This is a genomic window from Caballeronia sp. GAWG2-1, from assembly GCF_023631405.1.
In the GTDB taxonomy this organism is placed as follows: domain Bacteria; phylum Pseudomonadota; class Gammaproteobacteria; order Burkholderiales; family Burkholderiaceae; genus Caballeronia.
Window position 1 is genome coordinate 74,595 of the sequence record NZ_JALQDD010000011.1, and the last position, 19,530, is coordinate 94,124.

18 protein-coding genes are annotated in these 19,530 nt (G+C 61.8%); 1 reads left to right on the top strand and 17 read right to left on the bottom strand.

Annotated features, from left to right (window positions below; all coding sequences use genetic code 11):
* Positions 1-52: 52 nt before the first annotated feature.
* The 13 genes from NCR98_RS07690 to ndk all read right to left on the bottom strand — a co-directional run bounded on the left by NCR98_RS07690 (position 53) and on the right by ndk (position 14,042).
* On the bottom strand, positions 53-238 hold the full coding sequence (locus NCR98_RS07690; RefSeq protein WP_244825329.1) for a DUF2065 domain-containing protein: 186 nt from the start codon (positions 236-238) through the stop codon (positions 53-55).
* Between the two features lie 54 nt (positions 239-292).
* Entirely contained in the window at positions 293-1,198 is a 906-nt protein-coding gene (gene hflC / locus NCR98_RS07695) for a protease modulator HflC (RefSeq protein WP_244825330.1), read from the bottom strand.
* A gap of 13 nt (positions 1,199-1,211) precedes the next feature.
* Positions 1,212-2,636, bottom strand: coding sequence for an FtsH protease activity modulator HflK (gene hflK, locus NCR98_RS07700; protein WP_250525900.1), 1,425 nt, complete (start codon positions 2,634-2,636; stop codon positions 1,212-1,214).
* Positions 2,637-2,719: 83 nt separating this feature from the next.
* Positions 2,720-3,985, bottom strand: coding sequence for a GTPase HflX (hflX, locus tag NCR98_RS07705; protein ID WP_244825332.1), 1,266 nt, complete (start codon positions 3,983-3,985; stop codon positions 2,720-2,722).
* 82 nt (positions 3,986-4,067) lie between these two features.
* Positions 4,068-4,304, bottom strand: coding sequence for an RNA chaperone Hfq (hfq, locus tag NCR98_RS07710; RefSeq protein WP_006999489.1), 237 nt, complete (start codon positions 4,302-4,304; stop codon positions 4,068-4,070).
* Between the two features lie 149 nt (positions 4,305-4,453).
* A complete protein-coding gene (gene der, locus NCR98_RS07715) occupies positions 4,454-5,794 on the bottom strand; it encodes a ribosome biogenesis GTPase Der (protein WP_244825333.1) in 1,341 nt (446 codons plus the stop codon).
* Between the two features lie 400 nt (positions 5,795-6,194).
* On the bottom strand, positions 6,195-7,340 hold the full coding sequence (bamB, locus tag NCR98_RS07720; protein WP_250464959.1) for an outer membrane protein assembly factor BamB: 1,146 nt from the start codon (positions 7,338-7,340) through the stop codon (positions 6,195-6,197).
* Between the two features lie 128 nt (positions 7,341-7,468).
* Positions 7,469-8,098 carry a tetratricopeptide repeat protein gene (locus NCR98_RS07725; RefSeq protein WP_250525901.1) on the bottom strand — a complete coding sequence of 210 codons (630 nt, stop codon included), beginning with the start codon at positions 8,096-8,098 and terminating at the stop codon, positions 7,469-7,471.
* A gap of 111 nt (positions 8,099-8,209) precedes the next feature.
* Positions 8,210-9,550: a histidine--tRNA ligase gene (gene hisS / locus NCR98_RS07730; RefSeq protein ID WP_250525902.1), complete on the bottom strand. Its 1,341-nt coding sequence runs from the start codon at positions 9,548-9,550 to the stop codon at positions 8,210-8,212.
* A 6-nt stretch (positions 9,551-9,556) separates the two neighbouring features.
* Positions 9,557-10,885 carry a flavodoxin-dependent (E)-4-hydroxy-3-methylbut-2-enyl-diphosphate synthase gene (ispG, locus tag NCR98_RS07735; protein WP_244825337.1) on the bottom strand — a complete coding sequence of 443 codons (1,329 nt, stop codon included), beginning with the start codon at positions 10,883-10,885 and terminating at the stop codon, positions 9,557-9,559.
* A gap of 150 nt (positions 10,886-11,035) precedes the next feature.
* Positions 11,036-12,124, bottom strand: a complete 1,089-nt coding sequence (locus NCR98_RS07740) for a helix-turn-helix domain-containing protein (RefSeq protein WP_244825338.1) — start codon at positions 12,122-12,124, stop codon at positions 11,036-11,038.
* A gap of 187 nt (positions 12,125-12,311) precedes the next feature.
* Positions 12,312-13,454, bottom strand: coding sequence for a dual-specificity RNA methyltransferase RlmN (gene rlmN / locus NCR98_RS07745; RefSeq protein ID WP_250525903.1), 1,143 nt, complete (start codon positions 13,452-13,454; stop codon positions 12,312-12,314).
* A 162-nt stretch (positions 13,455-13,616) separates the two neighbouring features.
* A complete protein-coding gene (gene ndk, locus NCR98_RS07750; RefSeq protein WP_244825340.1) occupies positions 13,617-14,042 on the bottom strand; it encodes a nucleoside-diphosphate kinase in 426 nt (141 codons plus the stop codon).
* Positions 14,043-14,398: 356 nt separating this feature from the next.
* Here ndk and NCR98_RS07755 point away from each other — a divergent pair, with 356 nt between their 5' ends.
* Positions 14,399-15,097, top strand: a complete 699-nt coding sequence (locus NCR98_RS07755) for a Bax inhibitor-1/YccA family protein (protein WP_244825341.1) — start codon at positions 14,399-14,401, stop codon at positions 15,095-15,097.
* A 71-nt stretch (positions 15,098-15,168) separates the two neighbouring features.
* On the opposite strand, the gene rlmD is transcribed toward NCR98_RS07755, so the two are convergent.
* The 4 genes from rlmD to NCR98_RS07775 form a co-directional block, all read right to left on the bottom strand.
* On the bottom strand, positions 15,169-16,587 hold the full coding sequence (rlmD, locus tag NCR98_RS07760; RefSeq protein ID WP_250525904.1) for a 23S rRNA (uracil(1939)-C(5))-methyltransferase RlmD: 1,419 nt from the start codon (positions 16,585-16,587) through the stop codon (positions 15,169-15,171).
* 65 nt (positions 16,588-16,652) lie between these two features.
* A complete protein-coding gene (locus NCR98_RS07765; RefSeq protein ID WP_250464970.1) occupies positions 16,653-17,429 on the bottom strand; it encodes a 3'-5' exonuclease in 777 nt (258 codons plus the stop codon).
* 45 nt (positions 17,430-17,474) lie between these two features.
* A complete protein-coding gene (gene rpoS / locus NCR98_RS07770) occupies positions 17,475-18,572 on the bottom strand; it encodes an RNA polymerase sigma factor RpoS (protein WP_250464972.1) in 1,098 nt (365 codons plus the stop codon).
* 11 nt (positions 18,573-18,583) lie between these two features.
* Positions 18,584-19,525 (bottom strand): peptidoglycan DD-metalloendopeptidase family protein, encoded by a 942-nt coding sequence (locus NCR98_RS07775; RefSeq protein ID WP_244825345.1) that lies wholly within the window; start codon positions 19,523-19,525, stop codon positions 18,584-18,586.
* Positions 19,526-19,530: the final 5 nt, after the last annotated feature.

The following is a 19,530-nucleotide window of genomic DNA, read 5'->3' on the forward strand; positions in this document are numbered from 1 at the left end:
CTTTGACGAACGGATTTAAACAAGATAGGCCAATTGGCGCATCACGGTGTGCTCACGTTGCGATGAGCAGCAGGATGAGCCCGAGCACCATCGCGATCAGTCCGCCGATGCGGATGTGATGCGTCGGGCGCTCCGCGATGCGGCGAAAGGTATCGCGCCACGCGGTCGGAAAAACGAAGGGAAACATTCCTTCGATGATCAGCATCAACGCAAGTGCGAGCAGTAACGTCTCGGCCATGTTCCAAGGGAGAAAGGCGAAAGCGCGAACGGATCGCGCTTTCGCGGGGCACGATCAGCGCTTGGCCGTGGCAGCCGCGGAAGAAACATCCGCGCTGCCGCCGTTCGGGCCGCGCATGAAGCGGAAGAAATCGCTGCTCGGGTCGACCACCATCACGTCGCCCGGTTTAAAGGTCTTCTTATACGCTTCGAGGCTCTGATAGAACTGGTAGAACTGCGGATCGCGTCCGTAGGCGTCCGCCGCTATGGCTGCCGCCTTGCTGTCTCCTTCGCCCTTGATGGACTGTGCCTGACTGTATGCATCGGCGAGAATCGCCTGTTGTTCGCGCTGGGCGTCCGCCTTGATCTTGTCGGCGTCCGCCGTGCCCTTCGCGCGCTCGATGGCGGCGGCCTGCTGACGCGCCGCGATCATGCGTTTGTAGACGGAGTCGGCTACCACGGACGGAAAGTCGATACGCGTCATCTGTAAATCCACGAGCTGCACGCCGAAGGCCGCCGCCGCGTCTTCCACCGACTTCTGCGCTTCGCTTGCGAGCGTTTGCTGGCTGCCGAGCGCGTCCGTGAGCGAACGCTTCGCGAACGCACTGGCGAGCGACGTGCGCGCGAGCCCGACGATGCGCTCCTGCGCGGTCTGCGTGTTCTTCTCGTTGCTCTCGAACAGTTTGAGCGGATCGGCCACGCGATACTTGATGACGGTATTCACCAGCACGTCGTTCTTGTCCGACGTGGCGAAGCGGTCCGCGCCCGCTTCGTCGATGGTGAGCGTGCGGGTATCGACGAGCGTGAGCGTCTGGAACGGCGCGGGCAGCTTGAAATGCAGGCCCGGGCCGTCGAGTTTCGGTTCGCCGTCACCGTGGGAAGCCACGACAGCAGCATGCCGTTCGTCGACCGTGAAGATCATCGATGAACCGATGAACAGCACGATCACGACAGCGACCACAAGCGCAATGATTCGATTCATGTTCTCGCGCTCCTTATTGCAGGTCGTCTTGACGATTGCGCGAGCGGAAAGCATCGCGGGAGCGCAACGGGTCGCTTGCACCGCTTGCGGCACTGGCCGCGCTGGCCGCACTGGCTGCAGTCGTCGCGCTGGCCGCGCCGTTGTTGATCGCTCCGTTGGCCGGCGCGCTCACCACGGCCGGCGACGACGCCACGCCCGGCGCACGCGCCTGTGCGCCATCGCCAGCGGGCGCGCTTGCGGCTGCGGCGGCACTGGCGGCATCGGCTTCTTTCACCTGCTGACGATTCGCCTCGACGAGCTTGTCCAGCGGCAGGTACACCACGTTATTGCCTGCCTTGCTGTCCACGAAGACCTTCGTGGTACGCGAATAGATTTGCTGCATCGTGTCCAGGTACATGCGTTGACGAATGACCGCGGGCGCTTTCGAGTATTGCTCGTAGACCTGCTTGAAGCGCTCGGCGTCGCCCTGTGCTTCGGTTACCTGGCGATTGCCGTAGGCCGTGGCTTCGTCGACGAGACGCGCCGCGTCGGCTTTCGCACGCGGCAGCAGCTGATCGGCATAGGCTTGCGCGGTGTCGCGAGCGCGCTCGTTGTCCTGACGCACGCGCGAAGCTTCCTCGAATGCCGCCTGCACTTGCGTCGGCACCTGCACGCTTTGCACGGTCACGCCCGTCACCTGCAAACCGGTGCGGTAGAGATCGAGCGAGCGCTGGATAGATTCAGTTAGACGCGCGCGCAACGCCTCGCGATCCTTGTAGAGCATGTCGTCCGTGCTGATGGACCCGGCGATCTCGCGAACTGCCGCCTGCGACGCCTGCGTGACGCTCTGGTCGGGATCGAGATTGCGGAACAGGAAGTCGGTCGGCGACTTGATCTGATATTGCACGGCGAAGCGCACGTCGACGATATCGGCGTCGTTCGTCAGAACCGAGGCATCGCGCACGTTGCCTTGCGCGAGCGCGGTGCCGCGACCCACTTCGACCGAGCGGACCTGCGAGATGTCGACGATATCGTGCGACTGAAACGGATACGGCAGGCGCCAGTGAATGCCTTGCGCCACCGTTTGCCGATATTTGCCGAACTGCGAGACCACGCCGACGTGACCGTCCTGTACGACGAACACGCCGCTGCCGAGATAGATGGCGATCAGCACGCCAATGACGATGCCAAGCCCGATGCGCGTGCCGCGGCCGTTCTCGCGCGGCGCGCCGCCGTTGGGCTTGCGCCCGAACAGACCGGCGATGCGACGGTTGAAGTCGCGCCACATCTCGTCGAGATCGGGCGGGCCTTCGTCCTTGCCGTTCGGGCGCTTGCCGTCTTGCGGACGCTTCGAGTCGTTCTTCACGCCGTTGCCTTCGCCCCGCCCCCAGCGCGGATCGTTGATCGAAAAGGCGGCATGCATGCGCTGCCTGTTAGTCCGCTCGTTGTAGTCGTTCACTCGGTGATTCACCATTAGACAGCCGGGGGTAGACATCCAGACAGATAAGCCCGGGCGATGCAATCCGGAGTTCCGCGAGCCGATCAGTGACCGTGCTCGGAAACCTTGTGGTCACGTTGTTCGGTCAGCCGGTGGTCTTCCGGCTGCGCGTTCGTGTCGTGTGTTTCGTTTGACCCGGACAGCGGGGATTGCGTTGCATCGGACTCGAGTTGCGGCGCTTCGATTTCAGCGAGCACGCTCGGTAAGGCCTCTTCGCTTTCGTCCGTTTCCGCAGCAGCGATTTCGGCGATGGCAGCGCGCAGCGCATCGAGCCCCTGGCCCGAGCGTGCACTCAAAAAGACGCGCGAAATATTACCATACTCGTCCCTTTCAACCGCTTCGCCACGGGCCGCCAGCTCAGGCACCGCGTCGATCTTGTTGAAGACGAGAACCTGCCGGATGGAATCCGCGCCGATGCCGCGCAATACCTCGTTCACCTGATCGATCTGATCGAGGCGCACGGCGCTCGATGCATCAACCACATGCAGCAGCAAGTCTGCGTGGATGGTTTCCTCGAGCGTGGCGCGAAACGCCGCGACGAGCTGGTGAGGCAATTCGCGGATGAACCCGACCGTGTCCGATACCACCACGTGCCCCGCTTCCTCGCCGAGATAGACGCGACGCGAGGTTGTGTCGAGCGTGGCGAAAAGCTGGTCGGCGGCGTACGCCTGCGCCTTCGTGAGCGCATTGAACAGCGTGGACTTGCCTGCGTTCGTATAGCCGACGAGGGAGACCGACATCGTGCGATTACGCGTGCGCTGACGACGCTGCGTACCATGCTGACGGCGCAACTTCTCGAGCCGGGTCTTGAGCGCCTTGATACGCTCGCCGATCAGCCGGCGGTCCGTTTCGAGCTGCGTTTCGCCCGGACCGCGCAGGCCAATACCGCCCTTTTGCCGTTCCAGGTGAGTCCACGCGCGAATGAGCCGTGTCGACAGATACTGCAGCTGTGCGAGTTCGACCTGCAATTTGCCTTCGTGGCTGCGGGCGCGCTGCGCAAAGATGTCGAGGATGAGGCTCGTGCGGTCCACCACGCGGCGGTCGAGCGCGAGTTCGAGATTGCGCTGCTGCGCGGGCGCGAGTGCGTGATTGAAGATGACGAGTTCGACGTCGTTCGCTTCGCAAGAAAGGCGCAGTTCTTCAACCTTGCCGCTGCCAATGAACATCTTGGCGTCCGGAGCCGAACGGCGGCCGGTTAGCGTGACGGCGGGATGGGCGCCTGCACTTTGTGCGAGCAGGCTGAGTTCTTCCAGACTGGCTTCGAAATCGATCTTGCCGAAGTCGATGCCGACGAGCGCTGCATTGATCAAATTGATATTTTTCGGTTTTTGAAGCGACCGGCGAATGGTTTGATGTTCGCTTTTTTTAAAACAGCGCCGGTCGCGACGAGGTTTAGGACGATTCAGCGTCCGGGTGGAAATTCACCGGACGGGCCGGCACGACGGTGGAAATGGCGTGCTTGTAGACCATCTGTGTGACCGTATTTCGGAGCAACACGACATACTGGTCGAACGATTCGATGTTTCCTTGAAGCTTGATGCCGTTGACCAAATAGATCGACACCGGCACGTGCTCTTTACGCAGCGCGTTCAAAAACGGGTCTTGTAACAATTGCCCTTTGTTGCTCATAGCAAACTCCGTGTTTTTTTGCAGGTTGGATGTATTGTCGGCGAAGAAAAAGAGATCCGCCGACAATCGCTACACTATAGCTGATTTTCGTTTCCGCACCAGCCTGGCCAAATGGCCGACCGGCCTGAAACGCTTGACTCACGCGGCTTTCAGCCTTTGTCCGCGTATGGGTTATGGCTCGACCGGAACTCTATGCGCAGTGGCGTCCCGACCAATCCGAAAGTTTCTCGGAAGCGCCCTTCCAGATAGCGTTTATAAGTCTCGGTAATGGCGTCGAGCGCATTGCCGTGCACCACGATGATCGGCGGATTTTGTCCACCCTGGTGGGCATAACGCAGCTTCGGACGAACCGGACCGCGACGGCGCGGCTGCTGAAACTCCACCGCGTCGATGAGCGCGCGCGTGAGCTTCGGTGTCGGCAACTTGGCCATGGCGGCGGCGTAGGCTTCATCGACAGACTTCATCAATGGGCTGATGCCGCTCTTCTCCAGCGCCGAGACGTAGTGAAATTTAGCAAAGTCCAAAAACTTGAGCTTGCGGGTGAGATCCGCCTTCGTGCGCTCGCGCACATGCGAATCCAGACCGTCCCACTTGTTCACGCCGACCACGAGCGCGCGGCCCTGTTCGACCACGAAGCCTGCGATGTGCGCGTCCTGATCCGAGATGTCCTGCTGGGCGTCGAGCAAAAGGATCACGACGTTGGCATCGGAAATGGACTGCAAGGTCTTCACCACCGAAAACTTCTCGATGGCCTCGAACACCTTGCCGCGACGACGCAAGCCCGCCGTGTCGATAAGCGTGTATTTGCGGCCTTGTCGCTCGAAATCAATATAAATCGAATCGCGCGTGGTGCCGGGCATGTCGAACGCGATCACGCGCTCCTCGCCGAGCAATGCGTTCACGAGCGTCGACTTGCCAACGTTCGGACGTCCGACGATGGCAATCTTCACGCCGTGCTGCGCCTTCTCTTCTTCGCTCTCCTCGGGCTGACCGGCATAAGCGATGTCGAGCGCGTCGTTGATCATCTCGGTAACGCCGTCGCCGTGCGCAGCCGAGATCGCGCGCGGATCGCCGAGACCGAGTTCGTAGAAGTCGGACGCGACGGCCGAATACTTCATGCCCTCGGCCTTGTTCACGACGAGAAAAAGCGGTCGGCCGGTCTTGCGCAGATAGTCGGCAATCGCCTTGTCTTGCGGCGCGAGCCCGTTGCGTCCATCGACGATGAACACGACGATGTCTGCCTCTTCCACCGCCTGACGTGTCTGCCGGGCCATTGCGTGCAGGATGCCGTCTTTCGCGACCGGCTCGAAGCCGCCCGTATCCACGACGAGATACGGCCGCTCGCCGCCCACGCGGCCTTCGCCGTAGTGGCGGTCGCGGGTGAGGCCGGGCAGATCGGCGACGAGTGCATCGCGCGAACGCGTCAGCCGGTTGAATAAGGTGGATTTCCCCACATTGGGGCGCCCGACGAGGGCAATCACGGGTTTCATCAGATGTTGTTCAAGGTTGAACGCAAGACGGCACACGAGGCGTGCGAACGAGACCTCTCGTTCCGCTCATGCCGCGCCACGGCTGCGCTTGTCGAAAATTAGCATGGATTCGGCTTGCGGCACGCGCGACGCGTCACGGCGTCAGTGTGTCAAGCCTGCGGCGCTGGGACGCCGCTGCGCCTCGTCAGAGGCAGTTTTGGCGCGCCGCCTTCGCGCGACGCGCTTTGATTCTTGCAGCCCACCGCGCTTTTTGCGTTCCGCTGGCAGGCTCTCGGGAGTGCGCGCGATTGCCGCGCCTCCTGCTTTCTCTTGCGGCCCGGTTCTGGCCGGACCTGCCGCGCGATGGGCTTCGAGCGCGCAATACCGCTCAATACCGCTCGATCAAACGATCACGCGCGTGTTAGTTGCTGGGACGAAAGCCGTAGATGCCGCCGTCGTGCGTCAGGACCACGAGCGTGTTGCCGGCGAGCACGGGCGGCGCGGTGATCGCGCTGCCGTCTGTCTTGGCGCGGCCGACGAGTTCGCCGTTATCCGCGCTCAGGAAGTGGACGTAACCTTCGAAGTCGCCAACAACGACCGCGCGACCGAGAATATACGGCACGCTGACCTGGCGGTTCTTCAGCTTGTCCGTCTTCCAGAGCTGCGAGCCGTCCGAGGTGCGGAACGCATTTACGACCGACCAGTCGTCGCCGGCTGCGACCAAGTCCGAATCCTGCGCAAGACCGCTGTCGGACGAGAAGCTCTTTTCCCAGTCCGGACGGCCGGAATTTGCATTGAAGCAGCCGATGCGGCCCTGGAACGTCACCGCGCAACTCTGCGCGCCGACGAGTCCCGGTGCGCCGGTTACGTCGTTGATGCGCTCGACTTCGGTCACGCCCTTCGGATATGAAACCGGCGTTTGCCAGAAGGCATCGCCCGTTTGCAGGTTGATTGCCGCGAACGTGCCGCCCGGGAATCCAGCAAGTACGGCCTGATTGCCGGCGAAGGTCATGCCCGCCGCGACGCGCAGATTCAGCGGCACCGCGCGCAATTGGAAGACCCACTTTTGTTCGCCGGTCTGCGCGCTGAAGGCCACGACCTTGCCGTCGATGGTACGCACGATCACGAGGTCGTTGCCGACGAGCGGCGGCGAGATCAGTTCGCCCGGCGCGACTGCCGTCCACAACTGCTTGCCGTCCGGTCCGAGCACGTAGACCGAACCCTTCAGACCGCCGACCGCAGTCAGATTGCCGTCGCTGCCGACGCCCGCCGACAGATCGTCCTTGAGCTTGATGCGCCAGACATCCTGACCCGTTTTCGCGTCGATCTTCACGACCGAGCCGTTCTCGCCTGCGGCAAAAATTGCGTCGCCCACGGCAACCGGCGCGAACAGATAGCGGCCTGCCTTGCCGACGCTCGCCTTCCACGCCTGGGAGACGTTGAGCACCGGCTTGAACTCGACGAGCGGTGTCGGCACGCGGCGTTCATCCTTGGTGGATGAGCAAGCCGCGAGCAAGGCGGTCATCGCGCAGGCAAACGGCACGGCGTAGCGTTTCAAAAAAGTCATCGGTGGACGCAACATGAATTATCGGATTCGGTTGATCGGCGCCCGGCCGCGCCTTCGCCTTCAAGGCGTTGCGCGGCCGGGCGGCCTGATTGTTATATGGCTCGGTCGATTGCGGCGGCGCGCGCTCTTCAGCCGCCGAGCGCGTCGAGCTTGAACTGGACCAGTTGCCGCGCGGAGGTATCGTTCGCGGGCAGCGCGCCGAGCGCCAGCTTGTAGGATGCACGGGCGTCGTCGCGCTTGCCTTGCGCCGCAAGCAGATCGCCGCGACGGTCCGCGATCACACCCTTGTAGGCGTCGAGCGGCGCATCCGCGAGCAGCTTCAGACCCGCGTCGTAATTTTTCTCGTCGAGGAGCACCAGCGCGAGGCGCAGCTTCGCGACTTGCTTGTACTCGTCGTCCTTCGCGTGATCGATGGCCCATTGCAGTTGCGCTTTCGTGCCGGCGGTATCGCCCGCCATGTAAAGCGACTTGGCCGCCGTAAGCGCGCTCATCTGAGCGTAGGCCGTGCTGCCGAACTTGTCTTCCATGTCCGTCGCAATACGGCTCACCATTTTCTGATCATTGCCGGTAACGGCCTGCTGAAGCTGGTCGTACAGCACGGAAGCCTCGGCCGCCTGATGACGCTGCCAGTAATTCCAGCCGTTGTATCCGGCTGCGATTACAAGCGCCACGAGGATGATCCACGTCGTGGAATTACCCCACTTGGCCCACCAGGCTTTCAAACTTTCCAGTGATTCTTCTTCGTCGTGATAGCTCATCGTCCAGCTATTCCTTCCTGCGTTTCATTGCACTTCGAGTGCCGTGCGCGATGCCGGACAGTTCACTCATCCAGCGCGATGCCCACGGCCATTGCCCGCGTGTCGGGCCGCCTAGTCTTCGGCGGATGCCACCATCGCATTGATTAGGTATTCGGTCAAGTCTTCCGCCGGAACGTTGACCTGCTCGTTCTTTTGCGCGTCCGACGTTTCGGCGCCCGCGCGGCGCAGCGGCTTTACGCCGATCGTGCCCTGCGCGAGTTCGTCTTCGCCCAGCACGACGGCAAAAGCCGCGCCGCTCGCATCGGCTTTCTTCATCTGTGACTTGAAGCTGGCAGGCGCGCCGTCCGGGCTGCAATGCAGGATCACGTCGAGGCCCGTGTCGCGCAGACGCTCCGCCACGATGAACGCCTGCTCGGCGGCAGCTTCTCCCTGATGCACTACGTAGACGTCCGTACCTTCCGCTTCCGGCACGAGATTCTCTTCCTTCAGCAACTCGAGGATACGCTCGACGCCCATCGCCCAGCCGCACGCGGCCGTGGGCTTGCCGCCAAGTTGCTCGATGAGCGGGTCGTACCGGCCGCCGCCCGCCACCGTGCCTTGCGCGCCGAGCTTGTCGGTCACCCACTCGAACACGGTGAGGTTGTAATAGTCGAGACCGCGCACGAGACGCGGATTGATCTTGAACGGAATGTTGTTGGCCTTCAGCAGCCTTTGCACGCCCTCGAAATGCTTGCGCGATTCTTCGCCCAGGAAGTCGGTGAGCTTTGGCGCGTTCTGCGCGATTTCCTGCAGCGCGGGATTCTTCGTGTCGAGCACGCGCAGCGGGTTGGTGTAGAGACGTCGTTTGGCTTCTTCGTCGAGCGCGTCGACGTGCTGCTCCAGATACGCGATCAGTTCCTTGCGGTGCGCCGCGCGCTCGTCAGGCTGGCCAAGTGAATTCAGTTCCAGGCGAATGCCGGTCAACCCAAGGTCGTCCCACAGGCGCTGACACATCATGATGATTTCGGCGTCCGCGTCCGGTCCCGCGAAACCGAGTGCTTCCACGCCGACCTGATGGAACTGGCGATACCGCCCGCGCTGCGGACGCTCGTGACGGAACATCGGGCCGATGTACCACAGGCGCTTCGGACCGTCGTAAAGCAGGTTGTGTTCGATGCTCGCGCGCACCACCGCCGCCGTGTTTTCGGGCCGCATGGTGAGATGTTCGCCGTTGAGCGAATCGGTGAAGCTGTACATCTCTTTTTCGACGATATCCGTCACTTCGCCGATCCCGCGCGTGAACAACTGCGTATGCTCGATGATCGGCGTGCGGATGTTCTGATAGCCGTATGCGCGCAGCATCGACTTCACCGTGGATTCGAAGAAGTCCCACAACGCGGCATCCTGCGGGAGGATGTCGTTCATGCCCTTGACGCCGGTCAGCTTGCCGAGCCGTTTCTTCTGTTCAGTCATCTGTCTTTAAAGTGTTGCCGCGGACGTTTCTTCGCGCTTGCCGGTTTCTTGCCCGTAGGTGCGCTCGACGTAGTCGCTGACGATTTGCTGGAATTCCTCGGCGATACGCTCGCCACGCAAGGTCTTCACCTTCACGCCGTCGATAAACACGGGCGCGGCGGGATTTTCGCCCGAACCCGGCAAACTGATGCCGATGTTCGCGTGTTTCGATTCGCCCGGCCCGTTGACGATGCAGCCCATCACCGCGACGTGCATCTTCTCGACGCCGGGAAACTGGTCGCGCCACACGGGCATGGAGTTGCGCAAATAGCTTTGGATCTGCGACGCGAGTTCCTGGAACAGCGTGCTGGTCGTGCGCCCGCAGCCGGGACATGCAATGACCATTGGCGTAAAGGAACGCAGGCCCATGGTCTGGAGGATTTCCTGACCGACGACCACTTCGCCCGTGCGCGCGCCGCCTGGCTCGGGCGTCAGCGAAATACGGATGGTGTCGCCGATGCCTTCCTGCAGCAGCAACGACAACGCCGCCGTCGAAGCGACGATACCCTTCGAGCCCATGCCCGCCTCGGTCAGGCCGAGATGCAGCGCGAAGCTGCAACGTTTAGCGAGTTCGCGATAAACGGCGACCAGATCCTGCACGCCGCTCACCTTGCACGACAGGATGATCTTGTCGCGACCGAGGCCGAGTTCGACCGCGCGTTCCGCCGAGCCGACCGCCGACTGGATCAGCGCTTCATACATCACGCTTTGCAGTTCCCACGGCGCCGAGCGCGCGGCGTTTTCGTCCATCATGCGCGCGAGCAGGTCCTGGTCGAGACTGCCCCAGTTCACGCCGATGCGCACCGGTTTGTCGTACTTGATCGCGGCTTCGATCATCTGCGCGAATTGCGTGTCGCGCTTTGCGCCCTGTCCGACGTTGCCGGGATTGATGCGGTACTTCGACAGCGCTTCGGCGCACGCCGGATGATCGCGCAGCAGCAGATGCCCGTTGTAATGGAAGTCGCCGACGAGCGGCACGGACACGCCCATGCGGTCGAGTTGATCGCGGATGTGCGGCACTTCCGCCGCCGCTTCCGGCGTATTCACCGTGATGCGCACGAGTTCGGAACCCGCCTGCGCCAGTTCCTTGATCTGGATGGCGGTTCCGATGGCGTCGGCGGTGTCGGTGTTGGTCATCGACTGCACGCGCACCGGTGAGTCGCCGCCGATGGTGACGAGCTGACCGCCCCAGCGCACGTCCACCGCATGCGATGCACGACGCTTCGACGAGCCGCCGAACACCGGTTCGGTCGAACAGATCTTGCTGCTAATCAGGGATTGAGCTTCGGATTGCATCGAAAAACCCTTTGGCCACCAGGCGCCGCGTGCAAGCGGCGCGACGGTGCGAATATGGAACCTTGAACGGGCATCACGGCAAAAGCCGGAATGCCCATGACTTGCACGCGCGCTGAACCTCCGACTCCGACACCGCTACGCGCCGCCCGTTCAGGGCAGCGTGAAGCGCGCGACGTTGCCGCGTGCGGAAACGTATTTCTTGGCGTCGACCGGCTGATCGTCAAACGAGATGGAATCGACGCTCTTCGCGTTGCCGACGGTCACCTTGAACGGCGCTTCGCCCTGCACGCGTTGCGTGCTTCCCGCGTGGACGAGACCGGAGAAAACCTCCTTGCCGTCCTTGCCGCGCACGCTGAACCAGCTATCTTCCTTCACTTTCAATTCGACTGCGCTCGCGCCCGTGCCGGCGACGACCGGCGCGGATGCGGCAGCGCCGGCGGCCGGCGCCTGCTTGGCTGCGGCCGACGCGCTTGCGCCCTGCAACGCCGCAATGGTCGACGACGAGGCCGGCAACGCGTTCGTGCCGAGCGGACGTGGCATCGGCTGTTCGCCCGGCGCGGCGGCCACTTCGGGCAGCGAGGCGGCTTCGCCGGTGTTCGCCGCGGCGGCTTCATCAGGCGTGGAGACGACGGAAGCGGACACCGTGTCGCCCGGCGCGGCCGTGCCAGCGCCCGTGCTCGACTTGAGGCGCGCGAGCCACGCCGACGAATCGCCGCCGGTATGCCACATCACGAGCGCGGCCAGCACCACGACGACCGCCGCGATGCCCCAGAGCCACGAGCGTTTCTTGCCCGACGAACCACCGAGTGGCACCGACACGCGCTGTCGCGGCAGACCCGCACCCGCCGAAGCCGGCACCTTCAGATTTTGCCCGACCGCCGCGCCCTCGCGACGAAACGCCTGCGTGAAAGGCGCGGGATCGGTACCAAGAACCTTGGCGTAGCTACGCACGATACCCGCTGCGAACGTGCGATCGGGCAATTGACTGATGTCGCCCGCTTCGAGCGCGAGCAGCTTGTTCGGCGAGACCTTGAGACGCGCTGAAATGTCGTCGATCGACCATGACTTCGCGTGACGAAGCTGCGCGAGCCGCGCGCCGACAGCGGCAATCGAATCCAGAGGCCCCGTCTGGCTCGCGTTCGATGCCGCCCCGCCAGTGCCCGCCTGACTGTCATGCTCATTGACAGGAAGACCCCCGGTATGACTGCCAAAAGGCGTCGGGTGCTGCGGCTCACTCATCCCAATTTCCTCGCATCGATTCTTTTATATAGCGCGGCTAAGCCGGCGGATTGCATCAAAACGTGAACGATACAGCCCCGGCAATGTTGCAGACCGCTTTATAACAAAATGTTCGGCTTTGCGCGCCGGCCTGGCGCGACTTCCGTCTTTTCGGACTTGTTTTTCTTCGCTGTACGGCGGCAATGCGTCAGACCGCGCGCACCTCGATCACCTTGCCTGGCGCGCGACCCATGCGTTCCACGAGGCGCGTGCGATCCTTCACCTCGCCCGCAAGCTGCCCGCAAGCTGCGTCGATGTCGTCGCCGCGCGTCTTGCGCACGGTGGTGACGATGCCCGCGTCCATCAGAACCTGCGCGAAGCGCTTGATCTGCTCGTTCTTCGCGCGAGTCAGACCTGATTCCGGGAACGGATTGAACGGAATGAGGTTGAATTTGCACGGCACGTCGCGCGTGACGGCCAGCAGTTCGCGCGCATGGGCTTCGGTGTCGTTGACGCCGTCGAGCATGCAGTATTCGAACGTGATGAAATCGCGCGGCGCAACCTTCAGATAGCGCTGGCACGCAGCCATCAATTCACGCAGCGGATACTTCTTGTTGAGCGGCACCAGCATGTCACGCAGCGGGTCGTTCGGCGCGTGTAGCGACACGGCAAGCGCCACTGGCAGATCCGCGGCGAGGCGGTCCATCATGGGCACGACGCCGGAAGTGGATAGCGTCACGCGACGGCGCGACAGGCCATAGGCGTTGTCGTCGAGCATTAGACGCATGGCGGGCACGACGGCGTCGTAATTCAGCATGGGCTCGCCCATGCCCATCATCACGACATTGGTGATGACGCGCTCGCCCTTTCCCAGGCCGCCGACTTCGCGCCCGAGCGACTTGCGCAGCGCGAATTCGGCCATGCGCAACTGCCCGATGATCTCGCCAGTGGTCAGATTGCGGGAGAATCCCTGCTTGCCCGTGGAACAAAACCGGCAGTTCACCGCGCAGCCTGCCTGCGAGGACACGCACAACGTGCCGCGCGTTTCCTCGGGAATGAACACGGTTTCGACCGCGTTGCCGTTGCCTACGTCGATCAGCCACTTGCGCGTGCCGTCGGTGGAAACGTGATCGCGAGAGATTTCGGGCATCGCCAAACTGGCGCGACCCTTGAGTTTTTCGCGCAGCGATTTCGCGAGGTCCGTCATGCCGTCGAAGTCGTCGACGCCATATTGGTGGATCCAGCGCTGCAATTGCTTGGCGCGAAACGGCTTTTCGCCAAGGCTGTCGCAATAAGCGACGAGCCCGGCGGCGTCGAGATCGAGAAGATTGACGGTGCTGCTGTTCGTCATGTCGAGTCCTGCCATTTCAGATTGCGAAGCTCGGAGATTTTGCCCAAGACCGTTCGCGCCAATTCCTGCATGTTCCAGCTTTTCAAGCGATGCCGGCGCGACAGCCACATGATCCGGCGCATTGCCTCGAGGCGCGGACCGATGCGGCAACCAACGCGCGACTTAACGCGAGTAGACGTTCACTTGCGGGAAGAAGAACGCGATTTCTTGCGCTGCCGTTTCCGGAGCGTCGGAACCATGCACGGCGTTTGCATCGATGCTGTCCGCGAAATCAGCGCGGATCGTGCCCTTGTCTGCCTTCTTCGGATCGGTCGCGCCCATCAGGTCGCGGTTCTTGATGATCGCGCCTTCGCCTTCCAGCACTTGAATCTGCACCGGACCGGAGATCATGAATTCCACGAGGTCCTTGAAGAACGGGCGTGCAGCGTGCACTGCGTAGAACTTTTCCGCGTCCGCGCGCGACAGATGCACCATGCGCGAAGCAATGATCTTGAGTCCAGCACTCTCGAAACGGCTGTAGATTTGGCCGATAACATTCTTTGCCACTGCGTCCGGCTTGATAATCGACAGGGTGCGCTCGATTGCCATGAAAAACTCCAAAAAATTAACGGTTTACGGATTAAAAGGAATCGACAATTGTAGCATGAAGCAGGGTATGATTGCGATTGAAACCTTACGGCGCCGTAAGGGTCGAACCGTCATACGTCAGCGTGCCTCAAGCGTGTATCTCGCCGAGAAACGTCGGCGCCATTGATTTCGGACCGTGCGGCAGTCATATTGGAGTCGAGCCGCGCTTTGCAACCGCCTCGCGACATCAGGCACTGCACGAAATCGGAATGGCGCGGGCAACGGCCTCATAATCGCTTAAGTATTCCTACCGTATCATTCGTGTATGACGGATGTAGCGCGGGTCGACGACAGACAATTTGAAGCAAGGAGAAACCATGAACGAATCACCCTACAGTTTTGGACGCAACGGCAGCGTCACTTCGGTCGAGGTGCGCAACCGCGTGCTACGCAACACTTACTGGCTGCTCGCGCTTTCCATGGTGCCGACGGTGCTCGGCGCGTGGGTCGGCGTAGCGACGGGCTTTTCTCTCTTCGCGGCCACCAGCCCGGCAATGAGCTTCATCGCGTTCATGGCGATTGCGTTCGGCTTCATGTTCGCCATCGAGAAAACGAAGAACAGCAGCATGGGCGTGATCGTCCTGCTCGGCTTCACGTTCTTCATGGGCCTGATGCTCTCGCGTCTTTTGAGCTTCATCCTCGGTTTCTCGAACGGGCCGCAGCTCATCATGATGGCCTTTGGCGGCACGGGCGTGATTTTCGCGGCCATGGCGACCATCGCCACGGTCAGCAAGCGTGACTTTTCGGGCCTCGGCAAGTGGCTGTTCATGGGCGTGATGGTCATTCTGCTGGCTGCAGTCGCGAACATTTTCCTGCAACTGCCGGCGCTCATGCTGACGATCTCCGTGCTCGCCATCGTGATCTTCTCGGCTTACATGCTGTTCGACGTGCAGCGCGTTGTGAATGGCGGCGAGACGAACTACATTAGCGCGACGCTCGCCATCTACCTCGATCTGTATAACGTCTTCACGAATTTGCTGGCACTGCTCGGCATCTTCGGCGGCAACCGGAACTGATCGAACCGGTGCTTCAAACGAAAAACCGGCCTTCGGGCCGGTTTTTTTTTGCCTTCTTAAATAAAAGCGCTTCAGTCGCGTTCGAACAATGCAATGGATTCGACGTGCGACGTATGCGGGAACATGTTGACGACGCCCGCGCCCTTCATCCGATACCCCGCCTCGTGGACGAGCAGGCCGGCGTCGCGCGCGAGCGTCGCCGGGTTGCACGACACATAAACGATGCGCTTCGGCAGCGAACCCTCGCCGCTTTGAGCGATGTCCGCAAGCGCCTTCGCCACCGCGAGCGCGCCCTCGCGCGGCGGATCGATCAGATATTTGTCGAAGTGCCCGAGCGCGCGCAGATCGTCGGCAGTCACTTCGAACAAATTGCGGCAGGCAAACGACGTATGGCCGTCCACGCCATTGGCCTGCGCGTTTTCCAGCGCGCGCGCGGTCAGCGCTTCGCTTCCTTCGATACCCACCACTTCGCGCGACACGCGCGCAAGCGGCAGCGTGAAGTTGCCGATGCCGCAAAACAGATCGAGCACACGATCGTTCTGTTCCGGCGCGAGCAGGCTCAACGCGCGCGCCACGAGCACGCGGTTGATCTGATGGTTCACCTGCGTGAAATCAGTCGGCTTAAATGGCATGCGGATGTGAAACTCCGGCAGCGTATAAGCCAGTTCGCTCTCGAGCGGATAAAACGGATAAACCGTGTCGGGACCTTTCGGCTGCAGCCAGAATTGCACGCCGGCGTGTTCGTCGGCAAAGGCGCGCAAAAGCGCTTCGTCGGCGTCGTTGAGCGGTTCGAGAATGCGCAACACCAGCGCCGTCACGTCCGCGCCAACCGCAAGCTCGATCTGCGGCATGCGGTCACGAATGGACAAACCGGCTACCAGATGCCGCAGTGGCACGAGCATGGCGGAAACGTGCGGCGGCAGCACCTCGCAACTCGTCATGTCGGCGACATCGCTGCTCTTGCGTTCATGAAAGCCGACGAGCACGCCGCCCTTTTTCTCGACGTGCCGCACCGTCAGGCGCGCGCGATAGCGATAACCCCACGACGGCCCGTGAATCGGCCGGAACATGGTTTCCGCGCGCAGTTTCGACAAATGCTGAAGATTGTCCTCGAGCACGCGCTGCTTCACGGCAATCTGCGCGCGCACGTCGAGATGCTGCATGGAACAACCGCCGCACGTGCCGAAGAATTGACACTTCGGCTTCGTGCGGATGACCGCCTCGCGCAACACGTTCACCACTTGCGCCTGCTCGAAACTCGGCTTCTTGCGATAGCTCGAATAGCTCACTCGTTCGCCGGGCAGCGCGCCTTCGACGAAGATCACCTTGCCCGGCTCGCCGTTCTCGTTGACCGTGCGGCCGACGCCGCGCGCGTCCATGTCGAGTGACTCGATTTCGATTTCGGGCGCGACGAATGACGGATCGGGCGTAACGGTTTTGGCCGGCGCGGCGCGGCGGCGATGCGAATTTTTTCGAGCGGCTTCAGACACCTGCGTACTTCCTGACTGACGTGTTGGCAAAGGCGAGATTGTAGACGAACGTCACGGCCTCGCACTCACCGGCCGAATGCGGCGAGATATTCGGCCCAATGCGGCGACGCTTCCAGCGCGAGCGCATTCTTCACGAAGTTGATCTCGTCCGCGTACTCGTCCGGCGTGAGTCCGCCACGCATCATCTGAAAGCGGCAATACATAAGGTAAGTGTTGACGACATCCGTTTCGCAATAGTTGCGGATCTCGTCGATCTGACCATCGCAATAGGCGTCCCACACCTTGCCGCCGTCCATGCCCAGCTTGCCTGGGAAGCCGCACAGTTTGGCGAGTGCATCGAGCGGCGCGTTGGCGCGCGCCTGATACATCGCGAGCACGTCCATCAGGTCGAGATGCCGCATGTGATAGCGGCTGATGTAGTTGTTGAACCTGAACTCGCGATCGTCCTGGCCCAAGTCCCAGTAACGCGGCGCCGCGATGCCATGCACGAGCGCACGATAATGGAGCACGGGCAGATCGAAACCGCCGCCGTTCCACGAAACGAGTTGCGGCGTGTATTTCTCGATCACGCGATAAAACGACTGGATAAGCGATGCCTCGCCATCCGTCTTCGTGCCGAGCGAGCGCACGCGAAAACCGCTGTCGTCGCGAAAGACGCAGGAGATCGCGGCAATGCGTTGCAAATGATGCGGCAAGAAGTCGTTGCCTACGCGCTCGCGGCGCGCGGCGAACGCGTGTTCGGCGACTTCGCGCGCGGACAGATCGTCGGGTAAGTCTTCGAGACGGCGAATGCCGTCGACATCGGGAATGGTCTCGATGTCGAATACGAGAATCGGTGTCATTGAATTCTGGAAACGCGGCGCTTTTTCGAACGCCGCTTTGGAGCGTTAAAGCACGGCGTCCTTGCGCACGCCGTTCGAGGCGAAGAAGCGTTTGAGCCGCACGAGCGCCTCTTGCTGGATTTGCCGTACGCGTTCGCGCGTGAGGCCCATTTCATCGGCCAGTTCTTCGAGCGTGGCGGGTTCGATATGGTTCAGCCCGAAACGCCGTTCGATCACATGCCGATGTTTGTCCGACAGACGCGAAAGCCAGAGCCGCGTGAGCGTTTCCAGTTCGCGGTGCTGAACTTCGGCATCCGGCGACTGGCTTTGATCGTCCGAAAGGAGATCGAGCAGGCTGCTGCCGGGGTCGAGGTCGAGCGGGGCATCGAGCGAAGCCGTGTGTTCGTTGAGCGCGAGGATATCGGTGACTTCCTCCGGCGTCTTGCCGGTGAGATACGCAATATCTTCGATGCTCGCGTCGCGGCGCTCGGGCGCGACGGGATCGGTGGAATTCGCCGAGTTCTTTTCCAGATGACGCTTCGCGCGCAACACTTGATTCAGTTCGCGAATCACATGCACCGGAAGGCGCACCGTGCGCGCCTGATTCATGATTGCGCGCTCGATGCTCTGGCGAATCCACCACGTGGCGTAAGTCGAAAAACGAAAACCGCGCGTGGGATCGAATTTCTCGATTGCGTGCATGAGACCGAGGTTGCCTTCCTCGATCAGATCGAGCAAAGGCACGCCGCGATTGAGATAACCCTTAGCGATACTCACCACCAGCCGCAAATTGCGCTCGATCATGACCTGGCGCGCCTCGAACTCGCCGGCCTTGGCAAGACGCGAATAACGCTGCTCTTCCTCGACGGTGAGCAGCGGTTTCACGCTGATGCGATTGAGGTAATGCTGAATGGTGTCGGCCGTCAGTTCGGCCTGCAAAAGAGAGCGAAAGTCGTCGGGTTCGGGCGCGGAATCGTTTGCGCCTTCTCCCGACTCGTCGCCACCCTTTTTACGGTTTTCGCCTTCTTCGTCGGAATCGATATCGACGTCGATGTTTTCGGCATCGTCGTCTCGGGTCGAAGCACCGTCTTCCACCGACACTTGCAACGGTCGGCTGATGGTCTCAGTCTCGGCTTGCGGCTGGCGGCGCTTCGTTTTTTGCATGATGGCTCGCTTTATTGCGGCGGCAAATACTTCAGTGGGTCAACAGGTTTTCCCTGCCGGCGAACTTCGAAATGCAACATCACACGGTCTGAATCGCTGTTACCCATTTCGGCGATTTTTTGACCTTTGGTCACCGCGTCTCCTTCTTTTACCATCAAAGCGCGGTTGTGTGCGTACGCAGTGAGAAAAGTCGCGTCGTGCTTGATGATGATGAGATTCCCGTAGCCGCGCAAGCCATTTCCGGAGTAGACGACCCTGCCATCCGCCGATGCATTGACCGCATCTCCCGGTGCACCGCCAATGTTCAAACCTTTGTTCTTCGCGTCGTCGAATGTGCCGAGAATCGGACCACGCGCCGGCCAGATGAAAGCCGGTTGAGCCGTTGCCGCGCTGTCCACGCCCGGCGCCGGCGTGGTGCCCGCGAGCGCACCGGATGCAGCGCCCGGCGCCGCACCCATGCCCGACGACGGACCGTAGTACGGCGGCTGCGTCGTTGCACCCGACTGCGGCGTGCCATAGACGCCCGCGCCGCCGTTAAGCGGTTGCGTAGCCACCGCGCCACCCGCGATCGGTGCGGTCGACACGCCCGGCGTCGCCGCTGCCAGATTCGCACCCGGAGGCGCCACGCGCACCAGTTGACCGACTTCGATCTGGTTCGGGTTCGTCAGGTTATTCCACGTTGCGATGTCGTGATAATTCTGACCGTTTTCCAATGCGATCCGATATAGGGTGTCGCCCGGTTTCACGCGAATATAGCCAGGCGGCGGCGGCTGGTTGGCAAGCGCGGCGGCATCCGTGGCGATAGGCGCGCCCGTTCTGTCGACCACCGGCGCTGAATCCATCCGCGACGCACAGGCCGCCAGCATGGACAGCGCAAGGACGCACACACCGCGCTGCGCCGCCGTTAGGCGAACGTCCGCACGCGTTTCTCGCAAAGCACGCAAGATACTCATCGGTT